The 21,202-nt window shown below is 57.6% G+C and carries 16 protein-coding genes, 2 pseudogenes and 1 riboswitch; of the genes and pseudogenes, 10 read left to right on the top strand and 8 right to left on the bottom strand.

Going from position 1 to position 21,202, the window contains the following annotated elements; all coding sequences use genetic code 11:
- Nucleotides 1-156 precede the first annotated feature (156 nt).
- On the top strand, nucleotides 157-735 hold the full coding sequence (locus tag CP97_RS07355) for a septal ring lytic transglycosylase RlpA family protein (RefSeq protein ID WP_053106585.1): 579 nt from the start codon (nucleotides 157-159) through the stop codon (nucleotides 733-735).
- 11 nt (nucleotides 736-746) lie between these two features.
- Here the strand turns inward: CP97_RS07355 and CP97_RS07350 are convergent, their stop codons facing one another.
- From CP97_RS07350 to uvrA, 3 genes are all read right to left on the bottom strand, one after another.
- A complete protein-coding gene (locus CP97_RS07350) occupies nucleotides 747-1,394 on the bottom strand; it encodes a TIGR02466 family protein (protein WP_053106584.1) in 648 nt (215 codons plus the stop codon).
- Nucleotides 1,395-1,637: 243 nt separating this feature from the next.
- The gene (locus CP97_RS07345; protein WP_063612390.1) at nucleotides 1,638-2,060 is read right to left on the bottom strand and encodes a CHRD domain-containing protein; all 423 of its coding nucleotides are present in this window, start codon (nucleotides 2,058-2,060) and stop codon (nucleotides 1,638-1,640) included.
- Nucleotides 2,061-2,196: 136 nt separating this feature from the next.
- Nucleotides 2,197-5,112 (bottom strand): excinuclease ABC subunit UvrA, encoded by a 2,916-nt coding sequence (uvrA, locus tag CP97_RS07340; RefSeq protein WP_048885401.1) that lies wholly within the window; start codon nucleotides 5,110-5,112, stop codon nucleotides 2,197-2,199.
- A gap of 325 nt (nucleotides 5,113-5,437) precedes the next feature.
- On the opposite strand from uvrA, the gene CP97_RS07335 reads away from it, so the two are divergent.
- Nucleotides 5,438-5,695 carry a hypothetical protein gene (locus CP97_RS07335; protein WP_149036438.1) on the top strand — a complete coding sequence of 86 codons (258 nt, stop codon included), beginning with the start codon at nucleotides 5,438-5,440 and terminating at the stop codon, nucleotides 5,693-5,695.
- A gap of 50 nt (nucleotides 5,696-5,745) precedes the next feature.
- Nucleotides 5,746-6,009: pseudogene (locus CP97_RS07330) on the top strand (transposase); the annotation flags it as partial.
- 235 nt (nucleotides 6,010-6,244) lie between these two features.
- On the opposite strand, the gene CP97_RS07325 reads toward CP97_RS07330, so the two are convergent.
- Nucleotides 6,245-7,297 (bottom strand): IS110 family RNA-guided transposase, encoded by a 1,053-nt coding sequence (locus CP97_RS07325; RefSeq protein WP_048884335.1) that lies wholly within the window; start codon nucleotides 7,295-7,297, stop codon nucleotides 6,245-6,247.
- Between the two features lie 60 nt (nucleotides 7,298-7,357).
- On the opposite strand from CP97_RS07325, the pseudogene CP97_RS07320 reads away from it, so the two are divergent.
- From CP97_RS07320 to CP97_RS07295, 6 genes and pseudogenes are all read left to right on the top strand, one after another.
- Nucleotides 7,358-8,269: pseudogene (locus tag CP97_RS07320) on the top strand (IS3 family transposase); the annotation flags it as partial.
- Nucleotides 8,270-8,303: 34 nt separating this feature from the next.
- On the top strand, nucleotides 8,304-10,397 hold the full coding sequence (locus CP97_RS07315; protein WP_082863762.1) for a YadA family autotransporter adhesin: 2,094 nt from the start codon (nucleotides 8,304-8,306) through the stop codon (nucleotides 10,395-10,397).
- 238 nt (nucleotides 10,398-10,635) lie between these two features.
- The gene (gene thpR / locus CP97_RS07310; RefSeq protein WP_048885398.1) at nucleotides 10,636-11,169 is read left to right on the top strand and encodes an RNA 2',3'-cyclic phosphodiesterase; all 534 of its coding nucleotides are present in this window, start codon (nucleotides 10,636-10,638) and stop codon (nucleotides 11,167-11,169) included.
- Nucleotides 11,170-11,558: 389 nt separating this feature from the next.
- Nucleotides 11,559-12,179 (top strand): lysozyme, encoded by a 621-nt coding sequence (locus CP97_RS07305; RefSeq protein ID WP_048886821.1) that lies wholly within the window; start codon nucleotides 11,559-11,561, stop codon nucleotides 12,177-12,179.
- 14 nt (nucleotides 12,180-12,193) lie between these two features.
- Nucleotides 12,194-12,820: a hypothetical protein gene (locus CP97_RS07300; protein ID WP_048885397.1), complete on the top strand. Its 627-nt coding sequence runs from the start codon at nucleotides 12,194-12,196 to the stop codon at nucleotides 12,818-12,820.
- 156 nt (nucleotides 12,821-12,976) lie between these two features.
- Entirely contained in the window at nucleotides 12,977-15,178 is a 2,202-nt protein-coding gene (locus CP97_RS07295; protein ID WP_053106582.1) for a M3 family metallopeptidase, read from the top strand.
- A gap of 10 nt (nucleotides 15,179-15,188) precedes the next feature.
- On the opposite strand, the gene CP97_RS07290 is transcribed toward CP97_RS07295, so the two are convergent.
- From CP97_RS07290 to CP97_RS07275, 4 genes are read right to left on the bottom strand one after another with little or no spacing between them, the layout of a single operon-like run.
- Nucleotides 15,189-15,914, bottom strand: a complete 726-nt coding sequence (locus CP97_RS07290; RefSeq protein ID WP_048885396.1) for an ABC transporter ATP-binding protein — start codon at nucleotides 15,912-15,914, stop codon at nucleotides 15,189-15,191.
- Nucleotides 15,911-16,873 carry a FecCD family ABC transporter permease gene (locus CP97_RS07285; RefSeq protein ID WP_048885395.1) on the bottom strand — a complete coding sequence of 321 codons (963 nt, stop codon included), beginning with the start codon at nucleotides 16,871-16,873 and terminating at the stop codon, nucleotides 15,911-15,913. Before CP97_RS07285 ends, CP97_RS07290 begins: the two co-directional genes overlap by 4 nt.
- Nucleotides 16,870-17,667 (bottom strand): ABC transporter substrate-binding protein, encoded by a 798-nt coding sequence (locus tag CP97_RS07280; RefSeq protein WP_227819713.1) that lies wholly within the window; start codon nucleotides 17,665-17,667, stop codon nucleotides 16,870-16,872. The genes CP97_RS07285 and CP97_RS07280 overlap by 4 nt, the downstream gene beginning before the upstream one ends.
- Nucleotides 17,668-17,669: 2 nt before the next feature.
- Nucleotides 17,670-19,571 carry a TonB-dependent receptor plug domain-containing protein gene (locus CP97_RS07275; RefSeq protein ID WP_063612388.1) on the bottom strand — a complete coding sequence of 634 codons (1,902 nt, stop codon included), beginning with the start codon at nucleotides 19,569-19,571 and terminating at the stop codon, nucleotides 17,670-17,672.
- Between the two features lie 93 nt (nucleotides 19,572-19,664).
- A riboswitch (cobalamin riboswitch) is annotated at nucleotides 19,665-19,876 on the bottom strand.
- A gap of 114 nt (nucleotides 19,877-19,990) precedes the next feature.
- Here CP97_RS07275 and CP97_RS07270 point away from each other — a divergent pair.
- On the top strand, nucleotides 19,991-21,070 hold the full coding sequence (locus tag CP97_RS07270) for a cell wall hydrolase (RefSeq protein ID WP_227819712.1): 1,080 nt from the start codon (nucleotides 19,991-19,993) through the stop codon (nucleotides 21,068-21,070).
- Nucleotides 21,071-21,202: the final 132 nt, after the last annotated feature.

The following is a 21,202-nucleotide window of genomic DNA, read 5'->3' as shown; positions in this document are numbered from 1 at the left end:
CGTCCACCAAACCCGGCCATTAACCGTAAAACGTTCCATTTGGCGCAAACGCTTCGCCGCATTCTGGCCACGTTTCACGGCAAACGGCCCCCGAAGGACGCTAAGCGACCTTCCATCTGATGGGTTTTTAGCACCTTCACGGCTAAAGAAGCCTGCATGACGGGAACCAAAACCTACCGGCACTGGCCGCATATCGTGGCCGCACTGGGCGCGCTAACTCTGATCGGTGCAACTGGGCACGGCCATGCTGAAGATCAGCAACAAGTCAGCTTCACGGCACCTTCTGTGGCTGGAAATACCGCAACTGCGCCATCTTTCGCCCCAAGTGAAGAGGCTGTTTTTGAAGAGGCTTTTGCCCGGTACGATATACCAGCTGATCCTGTGCGCCCCGCCAGTGCAGTCGACATTACCACGATTGAGCCAGCAGAACCGGCAACGCGCACACTTGGAAGCGGCATCGCCAGCTATTATGGTCGGCGGTTCCACGGGCGCCCTACAGCCAATGGAGAACGGTTCGATATGCACGAATTGACCGCTGCCCATCGCACATTACCCTTTGGCAGCCGCGTCAACGTGACCAACCCGCGTACTGGCCGTTCAGTGGTAGTTCGCATAAATGATCGTGGGCCGTTTGTGCGCGGCCGTGTTCTGGACCTCTCACGCGCGGCCGCCGAAGAAATCGGCATCATCCGTTCGGGTCACGGCAATGTGGAACTTGAACTGCTGGAAGGCTGAGCCTCCCTACCCTAAAGCTTCAATTCGCTGACATCGCGGAATGATCCGATCTTGCCGCGCACAAAGGTGTTGAAGGCGATTGAATAACGCATGGTATCTGATGCGTTGGGTTCAACATAATGCTGGATAGCGCTGGAAAAGAGTAGGACGTCACCCTGCTTTGGGACGATGGCATTGCGTGGGGCATTGTAGATATTCGTTCGGTCCGTGCGCACAGCAAGCTCCAGCTGGCGGTATCCATTAAACCTTTCAAAAATCATGTTGCCGGGTGGGTCCGGTAGGGGCGCATAATATAGCGAGCCCGAGATTACCGAATTGGAGTGAGTGTGCCCGTGCATGCCCACGCCCGGAGGGTTCGTCAGGCTCCAGCTTTGCGTAACTTCAAGGCGCTGTTCCAAGCCCATCACTTCGCTTGCATAGATCGCCAGCACCTCATCAATCGCATGCTTGATGCTGGCCAGCTCCGGCCTGTCAAACAGGTACAATTCCTCGGAGATCTGGTTCACCTGGTTTTTTTGCATCTTCAGATGTTTGATATAATCAAGCTGCTTGGGGCTGATTGCATCGGCGATATTGGTCACAAAATATGGTTCAGCGAAGAGCGGTTTCACGGTGAAATCGCGCGCCGTTTTCGACGCGGCTTTAGTAGCAGCAGCCATGGTCCGGTAGTCCCTTCCCGGTTGATGGAATGGGCAGATAAAGCAATCCGGAAGTCAGGTTGCAAGGTCGTCCTCGACCTTATCGGCGTTAAAGCACATTCGCCCTATGCCAGGCCGACAGAATAGCCTGAGGGAAAGCACCCGAACCCGCGCGCACAATTGGACCATATATGGCAAGATATCCTCCGGCAAATGACTGGACTTGCTTTAGACTCCGTCCAGCCTGCAATCTCTGCTGGTCGATCAGTGGCTAAGTTGCCCTCTTATCGCTCCGTCGGAATTACCAGGTGTTGTGACGATGATATAGAAATCGTCACGCGCGCCAGCCATTTCGGCGATCAAGTCGCCATCCACCGTCACACATGTTTCCTCATCAGGACTGTTGGGAAGGGTCAGGGAAACGACCTGTGGCCCGTTTTCGCCTTCCTCTCCGCGATGGATTGCCAGACCGATTGGATTTCTCACACCGTTCAATTCAAGATAGTAGCATATGCGACTGTTAGCGCTGTCAAATTCGCTGTCGAAATCGCCTGCAGCATTTTCTTGGCCACCGTTACCCGGAACATATTCGCTGAACATCGGTACGCCAATGAACACGCTTTGCTGCGCCATGACAGGCTGTGCCAATACCAAGCTGCAAAGCGCAGAGACTATAATGGTTTTCATTGCGACTTCCCCTTTTAAAAAAGGCTGCCGCAGGCCAAGTATCCGGCCCCGACAGACCGCTAGGTTTAGTTTTAGCGCAATTATTTAAAATCCGCCAGAAATCGTTTCTGGTTGTTACTGCCACCCTTCAAAAGCTCTATTCAGCAGCGTCTTTCTGTCGCATCAGCATGGGGTGTAGATACTGGCCGGTAAAGGAAAGCGGTTCTGCCGCAACATCTTCAGGTGTCCCCTCGGCAACGATCTTGCCGCCGCGGACGCCGCCGCCCGGGCCAAGATCCAGAACCCAATCCGCCGTTTTAATAACATCGAGATTATGCTCGATCACAACGACGGAATTGCCTTGATCAACCAGCCGATGCAGGACTTCGAGCAATTTGCGCACGTCTTCAAAATGCAGCCCCGTGGTAGGCTCATCAAGGATATAAAGCGTTTGCCCGGTGCTGCGCTTGCTCAGTTCCTTCGCCAGCTTCACGCGCTGCGCCTCACCGCCTGAAAGCGTAGTCGCCTGTTGGCCTACCTTGACGTAACCCAGCCCGACTTCATTCAGCATGTGCATCTTGTCGCGGATGGATGGCACCGCCTTGAAGAAGCCTTCTGCGTCTTCGATCGTCATGTCCAGGACGTCTGCAATGGACAGGCCCTTGAATTTCACTTCCAGGGTCTCGCGATTATATCGCTTACCGCCGCATTCCTCGCAGGTAACATAGACATCGGGCAGAAAGTGCATCTCAATCTTGATCAGGCCGTCACCCTTACAAGCCTCGCAGCGTCCGCCCTTTACGTTGAAACTGAAGCGACCCGGCTTGTAACCACGCGCCTTCGCTTCGGGCAATCCTGCAAACCAGTCCCTGATCTGAGTGAAAGCACCCGTATATGTGGCAGGGTTGCTGCGCGGCGTACGACCAATGGGCGACTGGTCGATTTCGATAACCTTGTCGCAATATTCGAGGCCAGTCACCTTGTCATGCGCGCCGGCAATTACGCGCGCACCGTTCAAGGTGCGTGCAGCGGATGCATAAAGCGTGTCGATGGTAAAACTTGATTTGCCCGACCCTGATACGCCGGTGATACAGGTGAAGGTGCCTAGCGGAATTGATGCGGTTACATTGTCGAGATTATTGGCACGCGCACCATGCACGGTCAGCTTGTGCCGATTGCCCTTGCGCCGAACAGGCGGAACAGCGATCTCGCGGCGTCCGGTCAGATAATCGGCGGTAAGGGAGTTCTTTGCCTTGAGTATCTGCTTGAGTGTTCCCTCCGCCACAACTTCGCCGCCATGCACACCAGCACCCGGGCCAAGGTCCACCACGTAATCGGCCGCACGGATAGCGTCCTCGTCATGCTCTACCACGATCACCGTATTGCCCAGATCGCGCAGCCGCTTGAGCGTTTCCAGAAGCCGGTCATTATCGCGCTGATGAAGGCCGATGCTGGGTTCATCCAGCACGTAAAGCACGCCCGAAAGGCCGCTTCCGATCTGGCTGGCGAGGCGGATGCGCTGGCTTTCCCCGCCGCTCAACGTGCCACTTGTCCGATCAAGATTGAGGTAATCCAGCCCAACATTATTGAGGAAGCCAAGCCGCTCGACAATTTCTTTCAGAATGGCCTTGGCAATCTGGTTCTGCGTGTTGCCAAGCTTATCTGGCAGAGCGGTAAACCAGGCCAATGCATCAGCCACGCTGAACCGCGTAGGCTGAGAGATATCCGTGTCGACGATCTTGACCGCCCGCGCCTTTTCATTCAGCCGCGCGCCATTGCATGTTTCGCACGGTTGCGCGGTCTGGAACTTGCTGAGTTCCTCCTGCATCCATGCGCTTTCGGTTTGCACCATGCGGCGATTAAGATTGCCGATCACGCCTTCGAAAGGCTTTTCAACCGTATATTCCTTGCGCCCGTCCTTGAAAGTCAACGGAACGCGCTTGCCCTTGGTGCCGTAGAGGATGATGTCCTGATTGGCCTCACTCAACTGGCTCCAGGGTGTCTCCAGATCGAAATCATATTTGCGCGCGAGACTCGCCAGGACCTGCAGGTAATAGGGCGATGGCGGATTACTCTTGGCCCAGGGGGCTATCGCGCCCTTTTTCAGTGTCAGTTCTTCATTGGGAACGACCAGCTGCGGATCAAACAGCTGCTTTTCGCCAATGCCATCACAAGTCGGGCAGGCACCCTGCGGCGCGTTGAAGGAAAACAGCCGGGGTTCAATTTCCTCAATTGTGAAGCCAGAAACAGGGCAGGCAAATTTCTCGGAGAAAACGATGCGGTTGGCGGGTAGCCCAGCCCCCTTCATCGCGCCGCCACCATCCGCCTCATTTTCGCGCCCAGGCACCACACCGTCGGCAAGGTCGGCATAGGCCAGTCCGTCAGCCAGCTTCAGCGCGGTTTCGAAACTATCGGCAAGGCGCGTCTCCAGCTCTGGCTTGACTGCAAGCCGATCGACCACGACCTCGATATCGTGCTTGAATTTCTTGTCGAGCGCAGGGACATCCTCGATGTCATACATTTCGCCGTCGACGCGGACGCGGGTGAAACCGGCTTTTTGCCACTCGGCCATCTCTTTGCGATATTCGCCCTTGCGACCGCGCACGACCGGAGCAAGCAAATAAAGCCGCGTGCCTTCAGGCAAGGCCATAACGCGGTCGACCATGTTTGAAACGGTCTGCGCCTCAATTGGCAAGCCGGTAGCTGGCGAATAGGGAATGCCCACCCTCGCCCACAAAAGCCGCATGTAGTCATAGATTTCAGTCACCGTGGCCACGGTGGAGCGCGGATTGCGACTGGTGGTCTTCTGCTCGATGCTGATCGCCGGGGAAAGCCCGTCAATATGTTCAACATCGGGCTTCTGCATCATTTCAAGAAACTGGCGCGCGTAAGCACTCAGGCTCTCGACATAGCGGCGCTGCCCCTCAGCATAGATCGTGTCGAAGGCGAGCGAGCTTTTGCCGCTGCCCGAAAGGCCGGTGATGACGATCAACGCATCGCGCGGCAGATCAATATCGACGCCCTTGAGGTTATGCTCGCGGGCACCTTTTACGGAAATTTGTGTGAGAGCCATGGCGATCCAAGTGGGGTTTAGTGTGCGGCGAGTCCAGAGGAGCAGAGTGCGGCATCGCACACCGGAATGAGACAGGCTAAATGTTCATGAAATGTTCGCGCTAGTCAAAAGGCAGCGGAGACCTTCGAGTCGGCTGGATGGCGAAAGGCATGGTGCGTCCCAAAGCTAGAACAAATCAATCAATGCTCTAGAGCGAATATCGGTTTCTTTCGCAAGTATCTCTCACAAGCCGCGAATAACGCCGAGATTTTTGAAATTCGTTTACAATTAATTTTCTATTCACTGTCACCACAGGGCTTCCACGAAAAAAAAATGGGAGAGAATCGTGATGACAACTCGTAAGAATATTACCTATACTCTGTGCGCTTCCGTTGCGTTGGCTACTTTGCAAGGCGCTGCCTTCACAGCTCCGGTCCATGCTCAAGCGCTTCAACCAGTGGTCGATGTGTGTACCGGCGTACGGCTTCAGAATTCGGCGATCACAGATATTGTCGGCCAGGCCGTTGTGCCCGTTGCCAGCGGCGTAGAAAATCTGGTTGACGACTTGCTATCCGTATCGGTTGTCTTTGACGTGACCCCCTGATTTTCCTCCAAGTTGGATTAGAGTCCGGCCCTGACAGAAGGACGGACGAGATGAAGAGAACGAGGTTTTCAGAAGAGCAGATCATTGGCGTGCTGAAGGAAGCGGAGGCGGGAGCCAAGACCGCTGACCTTGCCCGTCGGCACGGTGTATCTGAAGCGACGATCTACAACTGGAAGTCGAAGTATGGCGGGATGGAAGTGTCCGATGCCCGGCGGCTGAAGGAGCTGGAGAGCGAGAACGCGAAGCTGAAGCGTTTGCTGGCCGATGCGATGCTGGACAAGGCGGCGTTGAAGGATCTTCTGGCAAAAAATGTATGACCCGCCCTGTCCATGCAAGGGTCGATTGGTGTTGACGGTGCCAGTCTGCACAAATGTATCCGGCCTCTCGCGAGTGGGCCGCTGTTGCGGCCAGGCCTTGATGAGATCCGCGCGCCTCGTTCCCAGATAAATGCTTCGGGCTTTCTGCCCGCTTTTTTGACGGGGCTTACGATGCGCTGGTCCACTGTCTCGTCATCACTCTTACGAACCTCGCAGTTGGTGGCGGCGCCGTTCAGCCGAACGCTGGAACGCGCCGCTCGTAGGTGGCGCCCGGCTTGGTCAGAATCACCCAGACAACGCGAGCGATCTTGGCAGCCAGGGCGACCGTGACCTTGTTCTTGTGCATCCTGCTCTCAAGCCCGTCGAGCCATGGGCCCAAGCGGTCCCTGCTTCTATCGAGATGTGTAACACAGGATCGAGCACCATGGACGATCATCCTTCGCAGGTATTTATTGCCGCGCTTGCTGATGCCAAGCAGCTTAGTCTTCCCGCCGGTCGAGTGTTCGCGCGGCACTAGACCGAGCCAGGCAGCGAGATCACGTGCCCTGCGGAACTGACGTCCCGACCCTGCCGCCGCCAGCAGAGCGGTCGAGGCCAGCGGTCCGATGCCCGGCACAGTCATCAGGCGCCGTGCGGTATCGCTGCGCGCGGCGATGGCTTCGATCTCGTGGTTCATGGCTGTGATGCGCTGTTCGAGTTCCATCATCTCGCCGTGAACCTCCGTCAGGATCCGGCGCATCGAAGGGGTGAGCTCGTTGGTCTCATCCGCAAGCACGCGCGGTATCTCGGCCTTGAACTTGCCTGCGCCCTGATGGATCGCGATACCATACTCGAGACAGAAGGCGCGCATCTGGCTGATCAGCCTCGTTCGATGGGCGATCATCCGGTCTCGCACCCGGTGGAGTGCTTGCAGGTCGATCTGCTCCGGTGTCCTTATCTCTACGAAGCGCATCGTCGGCCTAGTGACGGCTTCCGCAATGGCTTCCGCGTCGATGATGTCGTTCTTGTTCGACTTTACGAAGGGCTTCACGAATTGTGCCGGCACGATCCTAACTGTGTGCCCCATCCCTAGCAGCTTGCGCGCCAGCCACTGCGAACCGGGGCATGCTTCCATCCCGACCAGAACCGGCGACGCGCGTTCGAAAAACTGCAGCAACGTCTCCCGCCTGAATGTCGCCTTCTGGATCGGTGCATGGGCCGCATCGAGGCCGACAACGTGAAAGACTGTTTTGCCAATGTCGATGCCGAAGACGGCTGCATCTCTTGGTTGGTTGCGTATGCTCATAATTACCTCCTTCTCAGTCCGCCGAATGTGCATGGAAGGACAGGGCGGGTCATCCCATTAGTTTTGACGCCCGCCGCGCAGCGGGAAGCTGTTGCTCATCTCCAGGCGTGCCATGGGATGAGCGAGCGGCGGGCGTGCCGTGTCATCGATGCTGATCGCAAGAGCGTGCGTTACCGTTCCACCCGGGACGATGACGTCGATCTGCGTGAGAAGCTGCGCGAGCTGGCCAACCAGCGTCGCCGGTTCGGCTATCGCCGTCTGCATATCCTGCTGCGCCGGGAGGGGATCATGATCAACCGCAAGAAGACCCAGAGGCTCTACCGTGAGGAAGGCTTGGCGGTCAGGCGACGACGTAGCCGCAGGCGTGCTGTTGGCACAAGGGCACCTGCTCCGGTTCTGGCGCTGCCGAACCAGCGCTGGAGCCTGGACTTTGTTCACGACCAGATGGCTTCGGGAAGACGGTTCCGGGTGCTCAACGTGGTCGATGACGTGACCCGGGAGTGCCTGGCAGCGGTGCCGGACACCTCGATCTCTGGTCGCCGTGTCGTTCGCGAGCTGACCGCACTGATCGAACAGCGCGGCAAGCCAGGCATGATCGTCAGCGACAATGGCACCGAGCTCACCAGCAACGCTGTGCTGGCATGGTGCGGCGAGGTCGGCGTGGAGTGGCATTACATCGCGCCCGGAAGGCCGATGCAGAATGGCTATGTCGAGAGCTTCAATGGCCGGATGCGGGACGAACTGCTCAACGAGACGCTGTTCTTGAGTATGGCCCATGCCCGTGTCGAGATCGCGGCCTGGGTCGAAGACTACAATCGGGAGCGACCACACTCGTCTCTCGGTTACGCAACACCGGCGGCGTTCGCCGCTGAACTGGATAAGCAATGGCCTGCTTCGCTACGCCCTACGGGCTCCGCTACGCAGCCCATTGCTTCAACCGCGCTGATGCGCAAAACAACCGCCCGGCTCTAATCCCAGCTGGGGGAAAGCTGGGGGTCACGTCATCTTGCCTCCTTTGCTCAACATCACCGATGTGGATCTGGAAGTCGATGACATCCTGGCAGGTATAGCGGCGGGTGATCCTATTTCACTGCAATTGATCGATACCGACGGCAATCTTGTCGGCCCATCCGATTGTAATCTGACTTCAGATGGCTACGCGCTCAACAATGCTGCCGGCCTTTCAATCGGTGGCAATCAGATAACGGGCTTGGGCGATGGTACTGCTGCTTCGGCGGGTGAAATCGATGCCATTGCGTTTGGCAATGGCGCGACAACTTCAGTAGGCGCAGGTGGAGCGATCGCCATAGGCTCAGGTGCTTCCGTCACTGCCGCAAACAGCGTTGCACTGGGTGCCGGATCGCTGGCCGATCGTGGACCGCAAGCTGGCTATACGGCAAACTTCCTTTCGGGAACGCAAGATTCCGTGGGCTCATTTTCGGTAGGATCGGCAGGCGCTTATCGCCAGATCACGAATGTAGCACCCGGTTCCGACGATAATGATGCGGCCACTGTAGGCCAGGTTCAGGCTGCCATCAATTCCGTGAATGCTTCGGTTGCCGATGCTGTGCAATATGACAGCGCTACGCAAGACGTAGTTACCTTGGCAGGCACAGGCGGAACCACCGTTACAAACCTTGCCGATGGGACGGTTGCGTCCGGTTCAACCGATGCAGTTACCGGCAACCAGCTCGCTGCGACAAATGTCGCGGTGGACGCAAACGGCGCTGCCATTGGCGGCCTTCAGACCGATGTCGCGACCAATACATCTGACATTTCTGACCTGCAGGATTTTGCTGTGCAATATGATGGCACGTCATATGACACCATCACCCTGGACGGTGCAGGTGGAACCACAATCACGAATGTGGCGAACGGTGCTTTGTCCGCCACGTCTACCGATGCCGTAAATGGCGCGCAGCTTTTCGCCACCAATGAAGCTGTGGCTGATCTGGACGGGCGTGTTGGCGTGAACGAAACCAACATCGCATCCAACACCACCGCCATCTCGAATCTGTCAACACAGATCGGCGGGCAACAGGCGAATATCGATGACCTTGATGACCGGGTGACGGTGAATGAGGGCGATATTGCGAATCTGGATGGTCGTGTAACGGTGAACGAAGGCGATATCGCCAGCATAGACGGCCGGGTCACTGTCAATGAAGGCGATATTGCTTCTCTCGACGGGCGACTGGCAATTACCGAGGGCGATATCACCACGCTGGATGGCCGCGTGACCACGGTTGAGGGCGACGTTGCCAATCTTGATACTCAGGTGACCAATAATGCCACCTTCATCACAGAGGTGCAGGCACAGGTCGACAATGTGCCAGTTGGTTACGTTTCAGATGCAGATGGCTTCACCCCCAGCACGGTCCCGACAAATACGGCGGCTTTCTTCGGCGCTACGCCGGACCCGGTCCGTGTCACCAATGTGGCGGCGGGAACGTTGTCAGCCAGCTCAACCGATGCCGTTAATGGTGCGCAATTGGCGGCGACAAATGACGCTGTGGCGATGAATAGAAGTGATATCGACCAGAATACTGCTGATATCACAGCCGTCAGCCTAAATTTGCAGGGAAGCACTGTGGTCGCAGTGCAATATTCAGATCCGGATTCTCCCACGCTCAGCAATGGCGGCACGGTGACGCAGGATGTAACACTGGTCGGCATCAACTCCGGACAGGCGGTGCAATTGCACAATGTCGCTTCGGGCACCCTCGCCAATGACGCTGTCAATCTCGGCCAACTCCAAGCGGGACTGAGTGACGTGCTGGCGGATTCCATGACTTACACAGACCAACGCTTTTCGATCCTGAGTGACAGTTTAAGCGCCATGTCGTTCGATCTTGAAAACCTACGGGACGAAGCCTTCGCTGGTACCGCGGGCGCGATGGCTGTGGCCGGAATTCCGCAAACGATGGAAACGGGCCGCATGATGGTTGGCGGAGCAGTTGGTCACTATCGCGGAGAAACCGCTTTTGCGATTGGCATGTCGACCTCGTTCAGCGATGGACAGGGCGTCATCAAGGCTGGCGGAACGCTGGATACGCACGGCAAAGGCGGCTTCAGCGCTGGTGCAGGATTCAGCTTCTGATCAAAAGTAAGACATCAGTGCGGTCACGATTGCCCGCCTGACTAAATGACATTGGCCGCCGCACCCTTATCCGAGGTGTGGCGGCCTTTGATCATGTTGAGAAAAAGCCTCCGGACAGCAAAGCCACAAATTCCTGATTGTCGCTCCGTTGGCAAAGCAAGAGCGATCCAGATATGCAGCCAGCTTGCACGATCAAATGGTCGAAACCTTTGCCTAAACCAGCCATGTCCTGCGTATTATGAACCAGCGCCGTCTCTTTATTGCACTCCCACTGCCCGAACCCATTGGCGAGGCATTGCTCGACACGATGGAGGGGGTGAACGGGGCGCGGTGGCAGGACGCGGATAATCTTCACATTACCTTGCGCTTTATCGGAGAAGTGGACCGTCACTCGTTTGACGATGTAGTGACAGCACTGGAGAGCGTTTCCTTCAGGCCCTTCACCACCCGCCTGGAAGGTGTGGGACATTTCGAGACAAGGAGCCGTGCCAAGGCGATCTGGGCACGGGTAGAACACTCTGCCGAATTGGCGGATCTGAAATATAGCATCGAAATGGCTTGCCGCCGCGCAGGTTTGCCAGCCGAAACACGAAAATTTGTTCCGCATGTCACTGTCGCCAGGCTGAATAATTCAAGCGCGCCGGTTGGCCTGTGGCTTGCCAAGCATGGGGCATTGTCTCTTGGCCCCTGGCCCGTTCGCGGGTTTGATCTGTTTCAAAGCAGCCTTACCGAGAATGGCGCTATATATTCAAAAATAACTAGTTTTCAGTAATTTATAATAGCACGCATAGTGTCGCCTGCGCGTGGAACGTGCGCTGCATCGGACGAAGTGAGGACCAAATGCGCCGCTTGCCCGTTGTTAGAATGAAACAGAGATAGAAAGAAACAATCAAGTGCGATGCACGCTGAGACAATGACCACCAGCACATGATGAACATCGCCGGAAAGTAATGCCCAAGAATGTCCAGACTTCACACTCCCCCGAAAGCGACGAATTCTCGCCAACAAAACGTGAAGATTATTTCCCCTGCTACAACGCCTGCTCCCCAGCGTCGCAAACGGCGTCAGAGGCTTACCGAATTTATAAAGCGATTGCGCCGCTGTAAAACCTCATCAGCTTTGCGTATGAAGTATGGCAGGAAGCGCAAGACAGCCTTGGCAATGTCGGGATCGATCATGGCGTTGAGCACAGGGGCAATAGAAGTTGGCCACCAACCTCCTGAATTCGCATTGGAATTGACGCGCGATGCTACGCAGATGCGCATCCCTGCAAAACATATCGGCGTAAGCGATGCCATGAAAGAAACCCTTGCGCAGGAAGAGGGCGTTCGTCTCACAGTCTATCGAGATGTTGCTGGATATCCCACCGTTGGCGTCGGGCATCTGGTCTGTCCTGAAGACAGGCTCAAGGTCGGGGATACGATATCGTTTGAACGTGCGCTCAGGCTCCTTGAAAACGATCTGAGACAGGCAGAACGCGCCGTAAGGAGATTGGTGGGTGATCTAATGCTTTATCAGCATGAATTCGATGCGCTGGCCGATCTCGTTTACAATGTAGGCGAAGGCAATGTCAGCGAAAACGAGAGCCCGATGCTTAATCGGGCTATTGCCCGCGGCGAATATCGGGACATTGCGCGCGAATTACATTATTATCACGCCGCCGGAGCCAAGGCGAAAGGTCTTGTCTATCGATCCAAGCGGCGAGAGGCTATCTTCATGGACGCAAAATATGAAGATCCGCGCCCTGCAGGCATTGGCGTTACGCGCCTGTCAGACGCATAGCAGGACTGCGGGCCATGTTGTATGCAGGCCGGATAATAATTCCATGGCGAGATCTTGCTTCCTATGTTTTGCTCGCTGGCAGCTTGCTGTTGTCAGCCTGCCAGGTCGAACCCGGCGGCGATGCACCGCCTGATGGCAGCGATCCACTGACCTCCTTGGCTAATCTGGAAGCTGAGGCCACTCAGGACTGCCTCTCCCTCGTTTGGGGCCAGCAAGGCAATCCTGATCACAAATTCGACCGAAGCCATGATGAAGTCTCAGGAGGGACCATTTCTTGCGTGCTGGGCACTTCGCCAAGCATTTTCTCCGAAACATTAGAAACTATCAACAGCGCTGCGGCATCTGGTGACACCCAAGTCATTCGGTCTCAGATGCGTCTGCCTTTTCTGTATATCGATGCGAAAGGTAACAGGCGTGAACTGACCGAACTTTCCGATGCGGATTTGGAACAGATCCTTTCCCGACCCATGCTGACGTTGATGCAGGATCTGGCACTGGGCGATACGACAGTCGTGCCAGATCAGGGTGCGTTCTTTGCACTGGGCGCGATTTGGTTGTCAGTCGATACGCCCGGTGGCCCGCCAAGAATTGTCACGGTAAACCAGCAGGCCCTTGCCGAATATCGGAACTCTGCCCCTTGAACAGACGAGGAAATGCAACGGATCGCCCTGCCGAACGTTAGTTCACAGACTTGGCAGGCTGGCCTGCTATCTCTATGAGTATCGTTTCAATGGCAACTATGTAGTTTATCCCAATTTTGCCCCATATAAAACACACAGAAAGCAGAGGCTGTTCGCATGAAATCGCGCTTGCTCGCCACCACAATGATCGCCGCAATGGCGACCGCTTGTACCACCACCCAGGAGTCTGACATGGCCACTGCCGGCATTCCCCAGGTTGAGGATTACAACCCCGAGATTCCCGCAGCGACGAGCGTCTTTGCGGAACTTTCGCCGCTCTATATGCATGCGCCGCAATTCGACCAGGTATCGGATGCCGATTGGCAAGGTATCATCGAGGAAGCCATTGCTATCGAGAGTGCCGAGATTGAGGCCATTGCCAACAATCCAAACCCGCCCACTATGGCCAATACGCTGGTCGCGATGGAGCGCTCGGGTCAGGTGTTTGGCCGCGCCTACAGTGCTTTCAGCCAGATCGTTTCGGCCAACATCAACGATACGATTGCCGCAACTGATGAAGATCTGGCACCCAAGATCGCGGCAAAGACAGACGCGATCTATCTCAATCCGCAATTGTTTGCCCGGGTGAAAGCGATTTACGACAATCGTGCCGCCATGGCGATGACCCCCGAAGATGCCATGCTGCTGGAAACGACCTATCAGGACTTTGTCCATCGCGGTGCAGAACTTGGCGCGGCCGAGCAAACCGAACTGCGCCAGATCAACGAAAGACTGTCCTCGCTTTCCTCACAGATTTCGCAGTTGATCACTCAAGGCCAGAACGGCGCATCCATTGTCGTTACGGACCGTGATGAGCTTGTCGGGCTGTCCGAAGGCCAGATCGCGGCGGCGGCAGCCGCTGCTACTGCGGCAGGACAGGACGGACATTACATTCTGAGCGTCAGCAACACCACCAGCGTGCCGATGCTGTCCCAGCTTGAAAACCGCGAAGTGCGCGAACGTTTGTTCCGTTCCAGCATAAACCGCAACCAGACCGGTGAAACCACCACCCTCCCCATGATCCGCGAGACAATTGCACTACGCAATCGCCGCGCACAATTGTTCGGTGAGCCGAGCCATGCAAATTGGCAAATGTATGATCGCATGGTTTCCGATCCCGCACAGGCGATCAAGTTCATGTCCGACATGGTGCCCGCTTTGCGCGCTACGCAGGAACGCGAAGCGGCCGTTTTGCAGGCCCGCCTGGAAGCTGACGGGCACGATTTCACCCTCGCCCCTTGGGATTGGGAGTATTATGCGGCCCTGGTTCGTCAGGAACGCTATGCTCTCGATAATGAGGAGATTAAGCAGTATTTCGTCGTCGAAAATGTGCTTGAGGACGGTGTGTTCTACATGGCCGGGCAGCTTTACGGCCTGACCTTTGAGAAGCGCAGCGATATTCCCACATATCACCCCGATGTGAGCGTCTATACCGTGCTGCATGACGGCGAGCCTATCGCGCTATTCTACTTTGATCCCATGCAGCGCGAGAGCAAGCGCGGCGGCGCATGGATGAGCAACTTTATCGAACAGAGCCATCTGCTTGGCCTGCGTCCTGTCGTGACCAATACGCAGAACATTGCTCCGCCGGCTCCCGGTCAGCCAGCATTGGCGACTTGGGACGATGTGACGACAATGTTCCATGAATTCGGCCACGCCTTGCACGGCATATTCGCCAATCAGCAATATCCTTCGCTTTCGGGCACTAATTCGGCACGCGACTGGGTAGAATTCCCCAGCCAGTTTCACGAGAATTTCGCCGCCGTGCCCGAAGTTCTGCAACGCTATGCGCGTCATAACGAAACCGGCGAAGTGATCCCGAACGAACTGGTCGAGGCGATCAATCGCGCCGGCAAATTCAATCAGGGCCACAGCTTTGGCGAGGTTATCGCTGCATCGCTGCTCGACATGGAATGGCATTCGCTGGACCCGAATGTTGCCGCCCCGACAGATGTGATGGCATTTGAAGCCGCCGCGCTTGACCGGATCGGCCTTCGTTCAGACCTCGTTCCGCCGCGGTATCACACGCCCTATTTCCGGCACATCGTTGAACATGGCTATGATGCAGGCTATTACGCCTACACTTGGACGGAAATGCTGCACCATGATGCCTATAGCTATGTCGAGGCAAATGGCGGCATGAACCGCGAGATGGGCGATCGTATTGTGTCGACCTTCCTCGGACAGGGTCATTCAAAGACCTATGAGCAGATGTTTCGTGATTTCACCGGGCGCGATCCACGGGTCGAGCCATTGCTTGAAGCACGCGGGCTGATTCCGGGCGACACTGAACCGACCGGGGCGCAGAGCGCCCAATAAGGGGTTGAGATCAGGTAGAGAGTGCGCGTGCGCCGGGTTCACCCAGCCAGCGCGCTTTCACACCCCAGACTTCGGCAATAATGCCAGTGGACAGCGCCTCTTCGGGGGCGCTGTCTGCTTGCAGGCGGCCGTTATTCAGCACAAGCACCCTGTCTGCATGGTTCATCGCAAGCGCGAGATCGTGCAGCACGAGAACTACGCCACATCCGGCATCGGCCTGCCTGCGCAACACCCGCAATATCGCCAGCTGGTGCGCCAGATCGAGCGCGGCGAGAGGTTCGTCGGCAAGGATCCATTGCGGCTCCCCCGCCAGCACCCGCGACAGCAAGGCCCGTGCTTTCTCTCCACCTGAAAGGGTGGACATGCGACGTGATTCAAGATCATCGAGCTGGCATTCGGCAATGGCACGCGCGACTTGCGCTTTGCCCTCGTCACGATGCGGAAGGCGGCCAAGTGCAACCAGTTGACGCACCGCCACATCCCATGCCACCTCGCCCGATTGCGGAAGATATCCGATCCTTTGCGCCCGCTTGCGCGCGGAAAGCGATGACAGCGGTTTGCCATCCAGCAATAGCTGGCCGTCTTGCGTATCAATCAGCGCTGCGAGTGAGGAGAGTAGCGTGGACTTGCCCGCGCCATTGGGACCACAAATCGCAGTAATCGCGCCGGTTTCCAGCGTCGCGCTCACATTATCCAGCCTGCCTGTGATTGTCAGGGCTTCTGCACAAAGTGTCATGCAAGGCCCCTTCGCATACGCAACAGCAGCCACAGGAAAAATGGCGCGCCAATGAGGCTGAGTGCAATGCCCAGCCGCAATTCCGTAACAAGCGGCAGCACACGCACGATCATATCAGCCACCAGGACCAGCAGTGCGCCCGCAAGTGCAGACGGCACGATCAGGCTCGACGGGCGACGGTCCGTAAGCGGGCGCACAAGATGCGGAACGATAAGTCCGACAAAGCCGATGATGCCCGCCACCGCGACCCCGCTCCCCACGGTAAGGCCGGTGCCAACTACCATCAGCCAGCGCACGCGGCGCGGATCGACGCCCAATGAACGGGCTGCAACTTCCCCCAGCGTTAGGGCATCGAGCGCGCGCCCCGCGGCCCAAAGCAACGCCACGCCAGCCAGCGTTAGAGGGGCTGCGATGGAGACGTCCTGCCAGCTGCGATCGGTCAGCGCGCCCATCAGCCAGGTGACAATGCTGCTCATCGCAAAGGCGTTGGGGGCAAGGCTGATGGCAAGACTGGTGAGAGCCCCTGCAAGGCTGGCAATCATCATGCCTGCCAATGTGAACAGCGCAATGCCGTGGGCGGGGCTGGCCGTGCGCCCGGCAATCAGCGCCAAAAGCGCCATTGCACCACTCCCCCCGACCAGCGCAAAGGCGGGAAGCAGCAAGGCGCTCGATATGCCGAGATAGAGCGCGATCACGGCCCCCAAGGCGGCACCGGGCGCGATTCCGAACAAGCCCGGATCGGCGAGCGGATTGCGCAAATAGCCCTGCATCGCCGCGCCCGCCGCACCCAGACCCGCGCCCACGATAATTGCCAGCAGCGCACGCGGCAGACGCAATTGCGCAAGGATGACAATCGCGTTGGGCGTAACCTCCGGATCAACCCAAACGCGCCCGGCCAACAGCGATAATGGCAACGCCATAACCAACAGCGCGGTAAAGAGGTACGATGCGCGAGTCATTGTGCCGACCTTCGAATTTCGGTCAATCGGTCGAGCGCACGCGGGATTGTCGGCCCGCCGCAATAGAGCAAGGTCGGGTCAAACAGGTGATGCTGCATGCCGGGGATGGCGCCAAGTGCGGGATGTTGCTGCATCCGGCCTCCGCCCGCCGTGATCACGACTTGGGGCGGCTCGGCCAGCACATGTTCCAGCGGCAGATGCGCGCCCTGCCCCAACCCACGCGCAGCAGACAGGCTGGAAAATCCTGCCTGTATCAGCAGGGCATGGGCGAGCGATCCTTGGCCCGCAACGATATCGCCTTCTTGCAACAATAGCGCTGAAATCGGCTGGCCGGTCCATTCGTGGCTATCCCATGCCACTGTCACCTCCTGCACAAGGGCATCGGCGCGTGCCGTATTGCCGGTTGCTTCGCCAAGAAGTGCGATTTGCCCGACGCTGTGGTCAAGGCTGCTGGGGATACCGACGGTCACGATTTCGATACCGGCCTGTTCCAATGCGTGGCGGGTGGCTGGAGCAAGGAAAACATCCGCAACCACCATGTCTGGTGCAAGGGCGAGCACTTCTTCTGCACTTCCGCCAGTGGTGCGATAGCTTGCGGCAACGTCCAGTGGCATGGAACTGGACCGCTTGTTCTGGCTGTAATGCGATATCGCCAGCAATTGCCCCGGAGCTGCGATTTCGGAGAGGATGGCATCGGTGCAAGGGTTGAGGCTGACCACCGTGGCCGCGTCCACCGCTGATCCTGCCGGGGCTTGTTGGCACCCCGGCAGGATCAGCAGCAAAGCGGCCAGCATTCTCACAATGCCAGCCTGGCCCCCACAAAGGCAGCAGAGCCGCGCGTCGCATATCCGGCAGCTGTCTGGTAATCTTCGTCCCAGACATTTTCGACCCGGCCGAAAATCTGCACAGCCTCGGTCACGTCGAATGCTGCACGCAGGCTCATCACTTCATATCCTTCGAGCCGCGAGGAATTGCCCGCATCATCGAAACTTCCCGAAACTACGCGCAGGTCAGCACCCAGCGACAGTGCCGGAACAGGCGACCACTCACCGGTGAAAGTAGCGGCATGGCGCGGGCGGCGGGCAAGTACATTGCCGGCATTGGGCCCGGCACCACGGTTTTCCGTTTCGATCAAGGAATATACCGCGCCCAGCACAACGGTCTCGGCAATTCGCGCCCGCAGTTCTGCTTCCACGCCTTGCGCGCGCGTGCGGTCTTGATTGTCATATGTGCCATAGGGCCTGTCTGTGCAGATATCGGTGCTTGCGCCAAAACAGCTGACAAAAGCGATCTGATCTTCAGTATCTCGGCGATAAAGCGTAACCGCCCCGTATAAAGGGCGATCCGTCAATGCACGGTCGCCATAGGCAATACCAAAATCGTAACTGGTCGAATGTTCGGGTGATAGCTCCCTATTGCCGTAGTCGGACAGGAGCTGGAACAGGCTGGGCGCCTTGAACCCTTCGCCAATGCTTGCCCGCAGTCGCCAGCTATCAACCAATTCATAGCTGATATCGGCCCCGAAGCTGATTTCGCTGCCGAAATCTTCGTGATCGTCAATGCGTACGCCGATATGGCCCGATATGCCACGCCACTCCACACCAGCCTGCGCATAGGCGCCAAGGATGCTGGTTGAATCGCCCGTGTCGTATAATGTCTCGTAACTGGTCCATTCGTTCTGCGCGCCGAAGTTCAGCAAGAGCGGACCGATAGGCCGCCATTCGCCGCGCAGGGATATGCGATCAGACTCGCCATCGCTGCTGAATGTCGTGGAGCCGCTACCGTCGAGATTATCGCGAGCAGTGTCTGCAAAACTGTAGCTCGCTGTCAGGAAGAGTGGTCCTGTATCGAGCACGGCCCCGGCAGAGCCGAATGTCTGCCGCGTATCCTGTTCCTCGTCAGTATCGGCAAGGGTATATGCGGGGAAAGTCAATCCATCCAGTTCCAGCGTGCCTTCAGTCTGCCGAATGCGGGCAAAAACCTCGAATGCATCGGAAAAGTAATACCGGCCATGGCCTTCGATTGCCCATTGTTCGAACCCGTCGGCCTCAGTGCCGCTGGCGGCAGATGAGAAGCCGTCGGTGCGGGCGAAATTGGCCGATGCGCCAATGAAGCCGGTATCGGCATCGCCGATTCCGGCCGAGGCATTGGCAGTTACGCTGTCATCCGCACCATATTCCGCGCTGGCGACCAGTCCTGTGTCCGCTCTGGTGGAGGCAACAATTACGCCGCCCATCGCGTCTGAACCCCAGATAGTGGAGTTGGAGCCGCGGATCACCTCCAGCTTGGCAAGATTGCCCGATAACAGATTGCCGAAATCGAACCCGCCCGAAGGAGCCGCCGGGTCCGACACGCGGACACCGTCAAGCACGATCAGGACCTGTTCCGCTTCGGACCCGCGCAGCCTCACACCGGTAAAGCCGCCCAAGCCGCCATTGCGGCTGAAAGTCAGACCGGGCACCCGTTCGAGCACACGGGTCAGATCAGGCCCTTGCACAGCACGAATTTCCTCCTCGCCAATAATGGTAACCTGCTGGCCGGTATCCTCCAGCTCGATCCGCGTTCCGGTCGCTGTCACGGTGATATTTGTCTCGGCGGAACTTACACTATCACTGGCTAGCGTTCCGGACCCATCCTGCGCCGCTGCAGGAATGGCGAGTGCGGCGAAAGAAACGCTGAAAAATAGATATTTGTACACAAGACCTCCGATATAGAACGAACATGTCGCTCAAAACGGAGGGAGCGCCCGAAATGGCGCTCTCCCGCTGGCTACCGGTGCACCCCGCCCGATGGCCGAACGACAGTCACTGGCAGGTCTCCTGGCTCCCGGATCAACGCTTTCCTGCCGCCTTCCCGCGCCTGATTCAAGCACAGTGGCATTTGGCCGGATTGCTTCCCGGTCACAGTTGCGGGGGCAGCGGGGGCGTTGAACCCCTTTCCCTCTTAGGCCCGCCCCACGTCTTTCATGACATAGCGCGAACAACCCGTGACGTCGCCGGCCCTTTAGGCACAGAATTACGCCCCGACAAGTCGCCTTTCTCTATCGTCTTCGTCCCGTTCCGATACGGGTTGAACTTCAGGCGTGTTGCAAAGGGCTGGCCAACATAAGGCAAACACGTGGATCAGATCCCTCCTTTCGCCGTAACAGCTCAGGCGCAGCCAAGGCGCGATTTTCGCAGCCGGCGCCAGCCGCTGCGTGCGCGGTTGATGGGCGTTGCCAAGCGAATGGCAATTGTCGGCGTGGCCCTTGCCGTGCCTGCACTGGCCGCACCGGACACCATCGCTGCCTTGCAGAGGGATGCCATCACAGCGCAAGCAGTGAAGCAGATGCCGTTCGAAACGCCGGGTCTCAGCTTTCCCGGCTCAGCCTTCTACTATCTCGAGGATGCGCCGCACATGGTTGATGCGGAAGGGTGGGATAAACCAATCGCCGTGATTGGAGCGCCCGCCTTTACGCCTTCATCCAAGCTCGCAGACCTGCCGCTTGCCGCTGCCCCGCTGCGCATTGCCGGGTCGGATCGTGATCATGTCCGCGCGCAGCAGTGTATGGCCCAGGCAATCTATTACGAAGCTGCCAGCGAGAGCGATGCGGGCCAGCGTGCAGTGGCACAGGTAGTGCTCAATCGCGTGGCACATACCGCCTATCCGCGCAGCGTGTGCGGCGTTGTCTATCAGGGAAGCGAGCGCACGACCGGGTGTCAGTTTTCCTTCACCTGCGATGGATCGCTGGCAAGGCAGCCTTCGCGATCTGGCTGGGACCGTGCCAGCCGCATTGCAAGAGAAGCACTTGCAGGCGTGGCTTACGCACCCGTGGGGACAGCCACACACTACCACACGCTGGCGATAAATCCCTATTGGGCCAGCAGCCTCGACACCGTCAGCGTGATCGGGGCGCACAAGTTTTACAGGTGGCGTGGCGCAGCGGGACGGCCTTCTGCCTTTACCGCCTCCTATGCCGGTGCCGAACCATCAGCAGCACGGGCACGCGCATTGACGCCCAATGCTCCTGATCCTGCTTCGGCTCCGGTCATCGCCGCCGCATCAACTGAAACTGGCCCGATTAGTCACTCTGCCGCGCAGCCCAAACCGTCTGTTGCAGCGGTGGCCGAAGGCACCGCCCCTCTCGCCTCCGCACCGCGCAGCGGTAATATACGGTCCGAATATGCCAATAGTGGCCGCTGGATTGAACGCCCCTGAGGTGTGCGGCAAGGCTGTGGTAAGCCTTTGGATATCACGAATAAGATTTCGGAAACCATCCTGTGGAACCTTCACTTAGTCCAACTGGGCTAATTGTCGCTGCGGTCGCCAATCCGGCATCAGCAACAAGCA

It is taken from the genome of Aurantiacibacter atlanticus, from assembly GCF_001077815.2.
Lineage (GTDB): Bacteria > Pseudomonadota > Alphaproteobacteria > Sphingomonadales > Sphingomonadaceae > Alteraurantiacibacter > Alteraurantiacibacter atlanticus.
Note: the sequence above shows the minus strand (reverse complement) of the source record. Positions and strands in the feature narration are given on the sequence as shown.

What these genes read in the sequence shown, in the direction of transcription:
- CP97_RS07355 (WP_053106585.1), top strand. Translation starts at nt 157, where the DNA reads ATGACGGGAACCAAAACCTACCGGCACTGGCCGCATATCGTGGCCGCA.
- CP97_RS07325 (WP_048884335.1), bottom strand. Translation starts at nt 7,297, where the DNA reads ATGAGCATACGCAACCAACCAAGAGATGCAGCCGTCTTCGGCATCGAC.
- thpR (WP_048885398.1), top strand. Translation starts at nt 10,636, where the DNA reads ATGAACCAGCGCCGTCTCTTTATTGCACTCCCACTGCCCGAACCCATT.
- CP97_RS07290 (WP_048885396.1), bottom strand. Translation starts at nt 15,914, where the DNA reads ATGACACTTTGTGCAGAAGCCCTGACAATCACAGGCAGGCTGGATAAT.
- CP97_RS07280 (WP_227819713.1), bottom strand. Translation starts at nt 17,667, where the DNA reads ATGCTGGCCGCTTTGCTGCTGATCCTGCCGGGGTGCCAACAAGCCCCG.
- CP97_RS07345 (WP_063612390.1), bottom strand. Translation starts at nt 2,060, where the DNA reads ATGAAAACCATTATAGTCTCTGCGCTTTGCAGCTTGGTATTGGCACAG.
- CP97_RS07300 (WP_048885397.1), top strand. Translation starts at nt 12,194, where the DNA reads ATGTTGTATGCAGGCCGGATAATAATTCCATGGCGAGATCTTGCTTCC.
- uvrA (WP_048885401.1), bottom strand. Translation starts at nt 5,112, where the DNA reads ATGGCTCTCACACAAATTTCCGTAAAAGGTGCCCGCGAGCATAACCTC.
- CP97_RS07305 (WP_048886821.1), top strand. Translation starts at nt 11,559, where the DNA reads ATGTCGGGATCGATCATGGCGTTGAGCACAGGGGCAATAGAAGTTGGC.
- CP97_RS07350 (WP_053106584.1), bottom strand. Translation starts at nt 1,394, where the DNA reads ATGGCTGCTGCTACTAAAGCCGCGTCGAAAACGGCGCGCGATTTCACC.
- CP97_RS07285 (WP_048885395.1), bottom strand. Translation starts at nt 16,873, where the DNA reads ATGACTCGCGCATCGTACCTCTTTACCGCGCTGTTGGTTATGGCGTTG.
- CP97_RS07295 (WP_053106582.1), top strand. Translation starts at nt 12,977, where the DNA reads ATGAAATCGCGCTTGCTCGCCACCACAATGATCGCCGCAATGGCGACC.